The organism is Granulicella arctica, from assembly GCF_025685605.1.
In the GTDB taxonomy this organism is placed as follows: domain Bacteria; phylum Acidobacteriota; class Terriglobia; order Terriglobales; family Acidobacteriaceae; genus Edaphobacter; species Edaphobacter arcticus.
On sequence record NZ_JAGTUT010000001.1, the window covers coordinates 2,285,599 to 2,298,351 of the forward strand.

Sequence of the window (12,753 nt, forward strand, 5' to 3'; positions counted from 1 at the left end):
CTCTATCATTGAGGAAGATGAGAATGATTCTGGTTGGGGTGAGTTTGAGTGTACTGGTGCTGGCCGGGTGCAAGCCGATCCCGCCACCGACGCCGTTAGCTCAACTGAATGAGCAGCAGGCGCATGGGCATGACGTCTTTCAATCGCACTGCGGGTCATGCCACAATGATCGCCGCAACGGCGCTCTGAATGGACCTTCGCTGCGAGGGACGTTCAAGAAGGAGTACCTGCCGAGCGGTGCTCCGGCGAACGATGAGCGGGTGGTGTCGACGATTCGGTTTGGGCGCGGCATGATGCCACCGATGGCGGGGACGATGGATTCCGGGGACCTGGATGATTTGATGGCGTATCTGCATACGCTTTGATAGAACCTCTCGCGGATCAACGCGGAGGGACGCGGATGAAAGCCAGTGATTAGTCTTGTCTCTTATCCGTGCTGGTTCCGCGTTGATCCGCGGTAGGGTTTTTTTGGTGAGTGAGGCTATGGACGAGCGGCAGGAAAATAAGGTGGGACAGATGCTGCCGGGAATCGCGGGCATCTGCATGTTCATGATCTTCATCACGATGTTGAACGTGTATGCGGGTTTGCAGGGAATGTTTGGCGGCGGCGTGACGAAGTACGGCATCCTCACGCTGTGTACGCTGCTGGCGATTGGGATCTTCGGGCTGCTGCGGCTGCGGAAGTGGGGCTGGTCGCTGGTAATTGCAGGGTGCTTGCTGCTGGCGGCGGGAGACTTCTATTTCTTTACAAAGGCGCACCAGGCGTTCTTTTTAGTGCGCGGCTTGTTTGTGATGGTCTTCTTCCTGTACCTGGCGCGGCAGGAGACGCGGTCACGGCTGCGATGACGGTGCAGACAAGTGGCTGGCGGCTTCGGGTGATGCGTCGCCTGCACTGGTGGCCGCCGCTGCTGGGAGCGGGCATCCGGGTTAAGCGAATGGACGCGGACCTTCGGGCGATTGACGTGGAGATGCGGCTGACGTGGCGGAACCGGAATGTGATGGGTGTCCACTTTGGCGGCAGCCTGTATGCCATGACGGACCCGTTCTACATGCTGATGCTGATGGAGAATCTGGGCCGCGAATACGTGGTGTGGGACAAGGCGGCGACGATCCGGTACAAGCGGCCGGGCCGCGGGACGGTTCGGGTGGAGTTTCGGCTGACGGAGGATCAGTTGGCGGACATCCGCGCGACGCTTGAGACGCAGGATAAGGTAGAGCCGGTGTTTCTGATCGAGGTCAAGGACGATGCGGGAGCGGTGGTCGCCGAGGTAGATAAAACGATCTATTGCGCGAAGAAAAGTGTCCATGCGGCACGTATGGCGGAACGGGCTCAGTAGGATCGAACCTAGTGGCGATTTACAATAAAAGACGATGACGCCGCCGGTTGCTGAAGTACTGAATTCGGAGCTTGTGCAGATCGACCTCTCAGCGCGCAAACCGGTGAAGAAGCCGGAGTGGCTGAAGGCAAAGGCTCCGATGGGCGAGACCTTCCATAATCTGAAGAAGATGGCGCGCGATCTAAACCTGCATACGGTGTGCGAGAGCGCGCAGTGCCCGAATATCGGGGAATGCTGGAACCAGAAGTCCGCGACCTTCATGATGCTGGGAAATCTGTGCACGCGGCGATGCGGCTTTTGCGCCGTGCCGAAGGGCAAGCCGGAGCCGATTGATTTTGATGAGCCGCGACGAGTGGCGTATGCCGTGGGGCAGCTCGGGCTGAAGCACGCGGTGATTACAAGTGTGAACCGCGATGACGACAATATGGGCGCGGCGCGGGCGTTTGTGAGTGTGATTGAAGAGATCCGTCTGCAGGCTCCGGGATGCCGGGTTGAGGTGCTGACGCCGGACTTTCAAGGAGTTGAAGCGGCGTTGCGGCTGGTGGTGGCGGCGCGGCCGGAGATTCTAAACCACAATATTGAGACGGTGCCGCGGCTCTACCGGGTGGCGAAGAGCGGTGGCAAATATCCTCGGTCGCTGGAGTTTCTGGCAAAGGCGAAGGCGGTTGCGGCAGAGACCGGCGAGACGATTGTGACCAAGACAGGGATCATCGTTGGGATGGGCGAGGAGATGCACGAGCTGTTGGGCGTGTTTCGAGACCTTGCGGATCGCAAGGTGGATATTCTGACGATCGGGCAATACCTGCGGCCCAGCCGCGATCACCTGACGATGTCGCGGTATTACACGCCGGATGAGTTCGCGTTTCTGAAGCATGAGGCGCTGGGGATGGGCTTCCGGCACGTGGAAAGCGGACCACTGGTGCGCAGCAGCTACCATGCGCAGGAGCAGGCTGAAAGTACTGGGCTGGCTTAACCCTCTAAACACGGATCGAATGGGATTGAACGGATTTCAGTTCAGTGCTCGATCCGCCTTTATCCGTCTCATCACTCTAATCCGTGTTGAGCCTTTTGTTTAGAAGTCACGGAAGTCCAGCCAAAGCTATGGATACGCGATACTAAGGTGTCGAGTGGATTTGAGGGTGTATGCCGCAGGTATCTGAGGTGGCGCGGGTGGAAGCCGCGATCAAGAATAAGGGTGTGAAGGAGCTGGAGTGGTCGCTCTGGTATTGCCGGATGCGGCAGTCGGTGGCGAGTGCGCGCCCGGCGGATGTGCGCTATTGGCGGGCGGTGGAGGAGCAGGTACAGTCGATTCTTGTGCCTCCGGTCGAGACGACGGTGTATCCGACGCGGAAGAAGAAGGCGAATCGGGGGCTGGGGTCGGGTCGTGTTCTGGGTGAGGACGTTCCGGAGCAGGGTTAGAAATTGTGGCTGGTGTCGCGTGGGAGCGGCTGTCTCTGTAAACTAGCGACTGCGGTAGAGGAGAGATTCATGGCATCGGCAATGGCAAACATCGAGGCGTTGAAGGGCATTCATGGCGAGTTGAAGTCGCGGATGGAGAAGTCGGTGGACGACTTCCGGGCGCACCTGCTTTCGACGCGGACAGGACGGGCGAATGTGCACATGCTCGACCAGATCAAGGTGGACTACTACGGCACGGATACGCCGGTGGCCCAGATGGGGCAGATCAGTACGCCCGAGCCGACGCTGATTCTGGTATCGCCGTACGACATGGCGATGGTATCGGCGATTGAGAAGGCGATTCGGACGTCGAGCGCGGGACTGAACCCCATGACGGATGGCAAAGTGATCCGCGTGCCGGTGCCTCCCATGACGGAGGAGCGGCGCAAGGATGTCGTGAAGCAGTTGAACAAGACGCTTGAGGATCACAAGACAGCGCTGCGGAATATCCGGCGCGATGGGAACGAGCAGATCAAGAAGGCGGCGAAGGACAAGCTGATCTCCGCCGACGATGAGAAGCGGGCCAGCGACGAGGTGCAGCAGTTGACGGACGCTGAGGTTCGCCGGGTTGAGGATCTCTTCAAGGCAAAAGAGAAAGAGATCCTGACCGTCTGAGTGCTGCGCGCACGGCGGAAAGCGCCTTTGGCGCCGAGACAACTACGGGGTGGTGGCGAGGGTTCGCTGCCACCTGGTTTCGTTTTGGGTATACTTTGGGGCCTATGGGAAAGTCTCTCTGGTTGTGTGGCCTGATGTTGTCGGCGAGTATGGGTGGGCAGACGCTGTTGGTGGTGAACCAGGGCGATAGCGATGTCGGGCTGGTCGATCCGGCGACGGGCACGCAGGTGACGACTGTCGCAGAGGGCATCGCCGGGGTGCATGGGCATGAGATCGCGGTGTCTCCGGATGGACACACGGCGTACCTGCCAATCTATGGCAGCTCTGGCGTGGGCAAGCCGGGCATCAGTGGGCATGAGATGCAGGTGATTGATCTGCCCTCGCGGAAGATCATTGGCGATCTTGATTTCGGGCATGAGGTGCGGCCGCACATGCCGGTGCTGGATCGGCGGCGCGGGCTGCTGTATGTGACGACGGAGTTGGACAAGTCCGTGTCGATCATTGACCCGAAGACGTTGAAGATAGTGGGAGCGATTCCGACGGGGCAGGAGCAGTCGCATATGTTTGTGCTGTCCCATGACGGAAAGCGCGGGTATACGGCGAACGTCGGTCCGGGAACGGTTTCGGTGCTGGACATCGCGGGGCGGAAGCTGATCGGGGTGATTCCGGTATCCGGAAATGTGCAGCGAATTTCGATCTCGCAGGATGACAAGCTGGTGTTTACATCAGACCAGACGAAGCCGCAGCTCGCAGTGATCGACACGGCGACGGGCAAGGTGAAGACGTGGGTGCCGCTGCCGGGTATGGGGTACGGAACCGCAGCTACGGCGGACGGACGTTGGTTGCTGGTGGCTGTTCCTTCGACAAAGCAGGTGGCGGTGGTGGACCTGCAGAAGATGTCGGTGGCGAAGCTGATTGAGGTGCCGAGTGCGCCACAGGAGGTGCTGATCCGGCCGGATGGCAAGGCCGCCTATGTGTCTTGCAATGCCAGCGGGAAGGTCGCCGCGATCGACCTCACTGCCTGGAATGTAACGAAGATCATTACGGCTGGGAAGCTTGCGGACGGATTGGCGTGGGCTAATTAGCGGGGTGCTGCAGCGGCGTTAAGGGTTTGCGATATCTGCCGATGAGCTAGAGCAGCGGGCCCACGTCTTATGAGTCTTGACATAGTAGAAGCAGATGCAGCGGAGGTGGCGGATCACTCCAGCGAGGCATTGCAATCGCAGGCGGAGCGGGATCGTCGAGAGAATCAGCGCTTTCCGGTCGAAGGCTGGGCGGAGGTGATGACCATGGATGGGACGATGATGCTTCGCGGCCAGATCACGGATATCAGCGCAACGGGCTGCTTTATTGAGAGCCACGGCTCGTTCGACCTGCCGATGAATTCGGCGGTGGAGATGACGTTTCGGATCCAGGGGAAGGAGTTCCGGCCGGAGGGGGTGACGCGGGTGGTGAAGTCGGGAGAGGGCGCGGGGTTTTCGTTCCTGAAGATGAACTCGAAGTTGGAGTTGCAGATCGAGGCTTTGATCAAGGTGCTCAATGCGCGGGCTTAGCGGGCGCTCAGACTAACGACAGAACAAGGGCCTGCTACGTGGTGTGGTCGACGACGATCTTCCAGCCTTCCGCAGTTTTCTCGAAGACGAGGGAGAAGAGGCCTTCGGCGTTGCCGCCGTCTTTCTTGCCCCGCTCCAAGTGATACTTGCCGATGCAGACGGCAAAGTTGTCGTCGAGGCGGTGAACTTCGAGTTCGGAGAAGGAGAGCGTGCCCATCGAGGCGCGGGTGGGATAGTTCTGGTGGTACTCGGCGATCATGCCGGTGTAGCCGCGGGAGAGCGTGCGCGAGATAAAAAGAGTATCGGGCGAATCCTTGTAGGCTTCGGTGAACTTATTGATGTCGCCTTTATTCCAGGCATTTTCCTGCTTGATGAGGACCTTGACGACATCGAGTTCCTGCTGGGTCGCAGTGTGGAGCGGCGCCTGTGGCGGTAGCTGGGCTTGGAGGCTTGCGGGGACAGTATGCAGGAAAACGCTGAGAGCCAGGGCGGGAACGATGCGACGCAGCATAGGAGACCTCGTGGACAAGCAGTTTGCGGCGAACTTCAGGTGTTTCGTGGATAGGTGTCCGCGTGTGGCTTGACGCCTGCAGTGGGCGTGATCCAGATGACGGTGACGAGAGCGATCATGCCGAGCGTGAAGTGAGGATAGTGGAACGCCGTAGGGATGGCCACCACGTAGATAAACATCGAGAGCCAGTGCTTGATGGCGACGGCGGTGTCTTCGTACTCCAGCTTTCCGGCTTGCTTGAGACGGCGGCCGATAGCGAGTCGGAGGCCCATGAAGGTGATGGCGTTGGCGATCATGGAGCCTGCGTAGATGGCTACGGAGAGCGAGTCCATCTTCTTGTCGAGGACGTAGGAGGTAAAGAAAGGTAGTAAGGACAAAGAGAAAAGAAAAGCGAGGTTGGCGTAGAGGATGAGGGTGTCGGCCTCGTCGGTGCGGTGGACGAGGTGGTGATGATTGATCCAGTAGATGGAGGTGAAGGTGAAGGAGAGCAGATAGATGGCAAGGGTGGGCAGCACGGAGTAGAGGCCGGCGAGGCCGTCCTGATGGGGAACCTTGAGCTCGAGCACCATGATGGTGATGATGACGGCGATGACGCCATCCGAAAAGGCTTCGAGGCGAGCTGGGGATGCGACATGTCGGGACATTGTGGGTGTGAGTTCTTGACGAGCAGGATACACGGTGCTGTTCTGAGTCGGCTTCAGGAAGGAATAGAATTTCAATATGGCACAGCTTCTGGCGGAATCGCGGGTGGTTCATGCGGTGTGCTCGCATGACTGCCCTGACTCGTGCGGCGTGCTCGTAACGGTGAACCCCAGCGGCCGCGCGGTGAAGGTGCAGGGCGACCCGGCGCATCCGGTCACGCGGGGCTTTCTATGCGGCAAGGTGGCGAAGTATCTGGACCGGGTGTACTCGCCCGATCGTCTGCTCTACCCCATGCGGCGGAAGGCCGGCATTGCGAAGGGGCCGCTGGCGAAGGGTCGCGAGGCTGAGGCATTTGAGCGAATCACCTGGGACGAGGCGCTGGATGAGATTGCGGCGCGGCTGACAGGGATTGCAGCGGAGTTCGGGCCGGAGAGCGTGCTGCCGTACAGCTATGCGGGCACGATTGGTCAGCTCGGGTATGGCTCGATGGACCGGCGATTCTTTCATCGGCTTGGCGCTTCGCAGCTTGACCGAACAATCTGTGCATCGGCTGGTGGCGCCGCGTTGATGAGCGTCTATGGGGTGAAGCTTGGAACGCCGCCGGAGGACTTTGCACGTGCTCGGCTGATCATCGCGTGGGGCGCGAACATCCATGGCAACAATATCCACCTGTGGCCATTTATCGAAGAGGCTCGGCGAGCCGGTGCGCGGCTGGTGGTGATCGATCCGTATAGGACACGCACAGCGGCCTTGGCGGATGAGCATCTGGCGATTCGTCCCGGAACGGACGGGCTGCTGGCTTTGGGGCTGATGCACGTGATCCTGCGCGAAGGGCTCGAAGATCGAGCGTACGTCGAAGCAGCTACGCATGGATTTGCGGAACTGCGGGAGTTTGCGCTGCGGGCAGAGCATGCGCCGGATGCTGTTGCTGCAGTCACAGGCATCGCTGCAGATACGATCGTCCGCCTTGCACGGGAGTACGCCCAGACCAGCCCCGCAGTCATCCGGCTCAACTACGGCATTCAGCGGAGTGAGAATGGCGGGACCTCGGCCAGAGCAGTCTGCATGTTGCCGCTGCTGACGGGTGCGTGGACGAAGCGCGGGGGCGGATTGCAGCTTTCTACCTCGGGTTCGTTTCCGTTCAACGGCAATGCCTTGCAGATGCCGGAGCTGATGAAGGCGAGTCCGCTGGGGCGCGCCGCGCGGGTGGTGAATATGAGCCAGCTCGGCCTGGCGTTGACGACCTTAAATGATCCACCAGTGAAGGCACTGTTTGTCTATAACTCGAATGCAGCTGCCGTGGCTCCGAATCAGAATGACGTGTTGCATGGCTTGAGGCGGGATGACCTGTTTACCGTGGTGCATGAGCAGTTCTTTACGGACACGGTGGACTACGCAGACATCGTGCTTCCCGCGCCTACATTTCTTGAGGTCAAGGATGTGCAGGGCGCGTATGGGCACCTGTTCGCGCAAGTGTCGGAGCGGGCGATCGCGCCGCTTGGCGAGGCGCGGAGCAACGTGGCACTGTTCGGCGAGTTGGGTAGGCGGATGGGGTTTGAAGAGGCCTGCTTCGACGATACGGACGACGACCTGATTGACCAGGCGCTGACGACGAACGATCCGTGGTTTGCGGGGATCGATCGTGCGCGGCTGGAGCAGGAGGGTCATGTGCCGCTGCAGCTTCCAACGAATGCAGATGGGTTATCCCTGCCGTTCAGCACAGCGGAGTGGTTTCGGACACCGAGTGGGCGGGGCGAGTTGACGCCTGTGCCGGTGTTCGTTGCGCCGCAGGAGTCTCGCAGCCATGCGGCGGAGTATCCGCTGGAGTTTCTGCCGCGCAAGGCGGACAACTACATGAACTCGACGTTTGCGAACCTGCCGGGACATCGGAAGATGGAGGCGCGGACGGCGGGCGTGCTGGAGATGCATGCGGCGGATGCGGCGACGCGTGGAATCGCGACGGGCAATGTGGTTGAGGTCTACAACGGGCGCGGACGGATTACGCTGGTCGCGATGGTAGGGGCGCAGGTGCCTGCAGGTGTCGTGGCGGCGCGGCTGGACTGGAACAAGCTCTCGGTCGATGGCGCGAATGTGAACGCGCTGACGTCGGAGACGCTCACGGATATTGGCGGTGGAGCAACGTTCTACTCGACGCTGGTCGAGGTGCGTAAGGCAAAGGTGAGGGATCGATGAGCGTGATGGCTGCGGGTGAGGATGTACTTCCGGGATTGATGGAGATTGAGGCTGCGGCGACGCTCGTGTACGCACACATGCCCCCGACTCCGCAATATAGCTGGCCACTGATCAACGAGCGCGCGGGCACAGAGGTGTGGGTGAAGCATGAGAACCACACGCCGGTCGGCGCCTTCAAGATTCGCGGCGGCATCGTCTACATGGACTGGCTACGAAGCGAGCGCCCTGAAGTGACGACGGTGGTCTCGGCGACGCGTGGAAATCATGGGCAGTCGATTGCGTATGCCGGAGCACGAATGGGCATCCGCGTGGTGATCGTCGTGCCGCACGGCAACAGCTTTGAGAAGAATCGGGCGATGCGGATGCTTGGAGCGGAGCTGATTGAGCATGGCGGCGACTTCCAGGAGGCGAGCGAGCATGCTGGCGCGCTGGCGGCTGAGCATGGCTGGCACCGTGTTCCTAGTTACGATCGGGAGCTTGTAACGGGTGTGGCTACGTATGCGCTGGAGATGTTTCGCGGCTGCCCTGCGCTCGATACGGTCTATGTCCCCATTGGGATGGGCTCGGGTGTAAGCGGGATGATTGCGGCCCGGAATGCCCTTGGGCTTGCGACGAAGGTCGTTGGCGTGGTGTCGAGTAAGGCGCCTGCGTTCGCGATGTCGTTTGCGGCAGGCGAGATTGTGGAGCACGAGGTCGCAACACGGATCGCTGATGGCGTGGCGTGCCGACGGCCTGATCCGCAGGCGTTTGCGGTGGGGCTGGCCGGGATTGATCGCATCATCGCTGTGGACGACGACGCGGTGGAAGAGGCGATGCGGATCTACTTCGCCGATACGCATAATGTCGCCGAGGGTGCCGGAGCAATTGGGTTGGCGGCGCTGTTAAAGGATAGGAAGTCCGGCGGCGCTCGCGTGGGCACGGTCCTGTGTGGCGGCAATGTGGATAGCGATGTCTTTGCTCGGGTTCTGGGAAGAGGTTAGAGGCGAATGTTTGCAGCGGGTTTTCAGTGTGCCGGATGTGGGGAATGGATTGAGACGACGGTGGATGAGTCGGGCGGATCGAAGCAGCAATATGTCGAAGATTGCCAGGTTTGCTGCCAGCCCAACGTGCTGACGGTGCGCTGGGATGCCAGTGATAAGGAGTTTACGATCACGGCGGAGCTTGAAAGTTGAGCCCCCAAACTCAGCACGAAACGCATCGGGAATGGTGCAATGCGTTGGCGAGAACGGGCGCGCAAGGCGGGAACCTTGGATGCGACTCGCGTAGAGCAGGGCCGCTCACCTATAATCGAGCTTTCCGAGGAACCCGTCTCGGTGTGATTTTGAGAGCAGTGAGGGTGTGCGTATCTTTACCGTAAACCGAGAGAGCGGAAGCTCCCTGATAAGTTCGACCAAGTCTATGCGCACGCGCCTTAGCCGCTTCCGTATTGTGAGTGCTCCATCCGCGTTTGCTGTGATCGCGTTTGCTCTCGTTGCAGTGATTCCGATGCTGTCGGCCCAGACGTCGCCGACGCTTCCTGCGACTGACCAGACCGGAGCCGGCGCGCAGACGCTTTGCCAGCCCCAGGTCATCGGCAATCGCCGTATTCCGAAGGAGTCCGTGCTGGCACGGCTGTTCTCGCACCAGGGTGACCTGTACGACCCAGCCGTCGTGGAGCGGGACTTCAACTCGCTCTGGAACACGAGCTACTTCGAAAACATCCGTATCGAGCGCGTCGACTCGCCCAAGTGCATTCAACTGGTGATCTATGTCCAGGAGAAGCCAACGATTCGCGAGATCAACTACAAGGGCTTGAACGCCGTCACCCAGTCCGACGTGCTGGAGCGCTTCAAGAAAGCGAAGGTTGGTCTCACCGTCGAGAGTCAGTATGACCCGACCAAGATCAAGCGCGCCGAAGTGGTGTTGAAGGACCTCCTCGCTGAGCATGGTCACCAGTTTGCAACGATCAAGACCGAAGTGAAGACGATTCCGCCGGCGGCTGTGTCGCTGACCTTCACGATCAAGGAGGGCGCGACGGTCAAGGTCGGTAAGATCGTCTTCGAGGGCAACAACAGCATCAACGACCGCACGCTGCGCGCTGCGATGAAGAACCTCCGGCCGGTCGGTATTCCGCACTCTTATATAGCGGAGAACATCTTCGCCCGTACCTTCGACGCTAGCAAGCTCGACGAAGACTCGGAACGGGTACGCGCGGCGTATCAGGATAAGGGCTACTTCAAGGCGCAGACTGCTGAACCGCAGACCAAGGTTCGCGATGCAGGCGGGATCAATCCGTTCACACTGCGGCCTTCAACGGGTAAGCGCATCGACATCCTGATGCCGGTGGAAGAGGGTGGGCGCTACCGTCTCGGCGGCATTACCTTCAAGGGCAACAAGGCTGTCACCAATCTGAAGGTGCTGCGCGCGCAGTTCGCCGTCAAGGATGGCGACTACTTCAACCGGACGCTCTTCAGCAAGGGTAACGACCAGTTGCGCAAGGCCTATGGCGAGCTTGGCTACATCAACTTCGTCGGAACGCCGGTACCGCGTATCGACGAGGCGAAGAAGCTGATCTACCTCGATATCGACATCGATGAGGGTAAGCCCTTCTACGTTTCGCGCATCGAGTTCCAGGGCAATTCCATCACGCGTGACAAGGTCATCCGTCGCGAACTGCTACTGGAAGAAGGTCAGGTCTACAACAGCCGCCTCTGGGATCTCTCGATTCTTCGCCTGAATCAGCTCAACTACTTCGAAGCCTTGAAGGCTGACCAGGACTCTGAGAGCCGTCAAAATGCAGACGATGGCACGGTTGACCTCCTCTTGAAGCTGAAGGAGAAGGGCAAGAACTCGATCGGCCTCAATGGCGGTCTCAGCGGCCTTTCAGGATCGTTCATCGGTCTCAACTACGAAACGAACAACTTTCTTGGACTCGGCGAGACCCTTTCGGTCGAAGCAAACATTGGCGACCTTTCGCGTAAGCTGAGCTTCGGATTTACCGAGCCTTATCTCCGGAACAAGCCCATCTCGGTCGGTGTCCAGGTGTTCACGCAGAAGTACGACTACAACCCTGCGAAGAGCTATGCCGCTACGGGCGCAACGCCGGGAAATCTGACCAATGCACAGCAGTCACTGCTGACGAACTACAACCAGTCGACGACGGGCTTTACGCTCTCGGCGAGCGAACCGCTGCGGCATCTCTTCTCGCGGACGGGCGTAACACGTGTCGGTATCTCCTACCAGCTTTCACGCGCAGGCATTACGACGTTCAACGACAATACGCGAAACGTCTTCCAGTCGCTCGCATTCCGTTCGGGCGTTGCTGGACAGAATCAGTTGAGCGGCATTATTACCTCGCTGATTTCGCCGAGCTTTACGTTCTCCAGTCTTGACCGTGCAGTTGGTCCACACGGTGGACGCGACTTCAATCTCGCGGTGCAGATTGCAGGCGCCGGCGGCAATGTGAAGTACATCTCGCCGGTCGCCAGCTTCCGGCAGTTCTATCCGATGAAGGGTCTTCGCATCAATCGCGAGGGACATAACGTTCTCGGCATGCGTGTTCAGCTTGCCCACGTCACTGGATTTGGCGGAGAGGTTGCGCCGCCGACGAATCGCCTCTATGGCGGTGGTGAGAACGATGTGCGTGGCTTTGATATTCGCGCCTCGTCGCCGTATACGTTCATTCCGAACAAGATCCTGTTCAATCTCACGAACCCCGACGGCTCAACGGTGCCGCGTGATCCGACGCAGCCGAACCTTGGCAACGTGCAGATTCCGCTTCCGATCTATCGATTGGTCACGATCGGCGGCGACACGCAGTTCACGTCGAATATTGAATACCGTATTCCGATCGTGAACCAGGTGACGTTTGCGTTCTTTACCGACTTTGGCCTGACGGGCGATCTGCAAAAGGGTCAGCTCCGGCAGAGTGTTGCTGGCCAGTCGACCACTTCAAGTCCTTCGTATGGCTGCCCGACCTTCGTAAACGGCGCCTGCTTCGGCGGACAGACGGTAGCCTTCCCGCTGATCCTGAAGACAGTCCCGGGTACGAACTTCGTGCCGCGTATGTCGAACGGTGCGGAACTCCAGGTGATCCTGCCGATCGTCAATGCACCCTTCCGGATCTACTACGCCTACAACCCGCTTCGCCTGTACAAGGATCTTCCGCAACAGTTGGCTGTACCGAACAACTGCGCGCCAGGGTCGACGCTTTGCTTCCGCAACTTCTTCCCGAACTCCGGTGCAGGACAATACAGCTATCAACAGGCCGTCCAGTTTTATGGATCCGACTACGTCCTGCGCGAACCGCGTAAGACCTTCCGGTTGACGGTCAGCACAACCTTCTAGCGAGAACTCAACACGAGACAAAGGCCGGCTAACTCGCCGGCCTTTGTCTCGTAGCGTAGTCGAAGGCCCTGCGGTTTGCGTCAGGAGCAGGCCTCTTACGCAGACTCGCGGAAGCATT

14 protein-coding genes are annotated in these 12,753 nt (G+C 59.6%); 12 read left to right on the plus strand and 2 right to left on the minus strand.

Annotated features, from left to right (window positions below):
- The first annotated feature begins 23 nt into the window (after positions 1-23).
- The 8 genes from OHL20_RS09555 (at position 24) to OHL20_RS09590 (ending at position 4,963) form a co-directional block, all read left to right on the plus strand.
- A complete protein-coding gene (locus OHL20_RS09555) occupies positions 24-365 on the plus strand; it encodes a c-type cytochrome (protein WP_263382963.1) in 342 nt (113 codons plus the stop codon).
- A 118-nt stretch (positions 366-483) separates the two neighbouring features.
- Positions 484-846 carry a hypothetical protein gene (locus tag OHL20_RS09560; RefSeq protein ID WP_263382964.1) on the plus strand — a complete coding sequence of 121 codons (363 nt, stop codon included), beginning with the start codon at positions 484-486 and terminating at the stop codon, positions 844-846.
- Positions 843-1,337, plus strand: a complete 495-nt coding sequence (locus OHL20_RS09565; RefSeq protein ID WP_263382965.1) for a DUF4442 domain-containing protein — start codon at positions 843-845, stop codon at positions 1,335-1,337. The genes OHL20_RS09560 and OHL20_RS09565 overlap by 4 nt, the downstream gene beginning before the upstream one ends.
- Before the next feature lie 34 nt (positions 1,338-1,371).
- Positions 1,372-2,310: a lipoyl synthase gene (lipA, locus tag OHL20_RS09570; RefSeq protein ID WP_263382966.1), complete on the plus strand. Its 939-nt coding sequence runs from the start codon at positions 1,372-1,374 to the stop codon at positions 2,308-2,310.
- A 170-nt stretch (positions 2,311-2,480) separates the two neighbouring features.
- A complete protein-coding gene (locus tag OHL20_RS09575) occupies positions 2,481-2,756 on the plus strand; it encodes a hypothetical protein (RefSeq protein ID WP_263382967.1) in 276 nt (91 codons plus the stop codon).
- 69 nt (positions 2,757-2,825) lie between these two features.
- The gene (gene frr, locus OHL20_RS09580; RefSeq protein WP_263382968.1) at positions 2,826-3,410 is read left to right on the plus strand and encodes a ribosome recycling factor; all 585 of its coding nucleotides are present in this window, start codon (positions 2,826-2,828) and stop codon (positions 3,408-3,410) included.
- A gap of 104 nt (positions 3,411-3,514) precedes the next feature.
- Complete coding sequence (locus OHL20_RS09585) at positions 3,515-4,495, plus strand: cytochrome D1 domain-containing protein (protein WP_263382969.1); 981 nt, start codon at positions 3,515-3,517, stop codon at positions 4,493-4,495.
- 69 nt (positions 4,496-4,564) lie between these two features.
- Positions 4,565-4,963 carry a PilZ domain-containing protein gene (locus tag OHL20_RS09590; protein ID WP_263382970.1) on the plus strand — a complete coding sequence of 133 codons (399 nt, stop codon included), beginning with the start codon at positions 4,565-4,567 and terminating at the stop codon, positions 4,961-4,963.
- Between the two features lie 34 nt (positions 4,964-4,997).
- Here OHL20_RS09590 and OHL20_RS09595 read toward each other — a convergent pair whose 3' ends face one another.
- Both OHL20_RS09595 and OHL20_RS09600 read right to left on the minus strand, forming a co-directional pair.
- Positions 4,998-5,474, minus strand: coding sequence for a YybH family protein (locus OHL20_RS09595; RefSeq protein WP_263382971.1), 477 nt, complete (start codon positions 5,472-5,474; stop codon positions 4,998-5,000).
- Between the two features lie 35 nt (positions 5,475-5,509).
- Positions 5,510-6,118 (minus strand): TMEM175 family protein, encoded by a 609-nt coding sequence (locus tag OHL20_RS09600; protein WP_263382972.1) that lies wholly within the window; start codon positions 6,116-6,118, stop codon positions 5,510-5,512.
- A 76-nt stretch (positions 6,119-6,194) separates the two neighbouring features.
- Here OHL20_RS09600 and OHL20_RS09605 point away from each other — a divergent pair, with 76 nt between their 5' ends.
- From OHL20_RS09605 to bamA, 4 genes are all read left to right on the plus strand, one after another.
- On the plus strand, positions 6,195-8,309 hold the full coding sequence (locus OHL20_RS09605; protein ID WP_263382973.1) for a molybdopterin-containing oxidoreductase family protein: 2,115 nt from the start codon (positions 6,195-6,197) through the stop codon (positions 8,307-8,309).
- The gene (locus OHL20_RS09610; protein ID WP_263382974.1) at positions 8,306-9,289 is read left to right on the plus strand and encodes a threonine dehydratase; all 984 of its coding nucleotides are present in this window, start codon (positions 8,306-8,308) and stop codon (positions 9,287-9,289) included. The genes OHL20_RS09605 and OHL20_RS09610 overlap by 4 nt, the downstream gene beginning before the upstream one ends.
- 6 nt (positions 9,290-9,295) lie before the next feature.
- A complete protein-coding gene (locus OHL20_RS09615) occupies positions 9,296-9,481 on the plus strand; it encodes a CPXCG motif-containing cysteine-rich protein (protein ID WP_263382975.1) in 186 nt (61 codons plus the stop codon).
- A gap of 226 nt (positions 9,482-9,707) precedes the next feature.
- Positions 9,708-12,635 carry an outer membrane protein assembly factor BamA gene (gene bamA, locus OHL20_RS09620; protein ID WP_263382976.1) on the plus strand — a complete coding sequence of 976 codons (2,928 nt, stop codon included), beginning with the start codon at positions 9,708-9,710 and terminating at the stop codon, positions 12,633-12,635.
- Positions 12,636-12,753 lie beyond the last annotated feature (118 nt).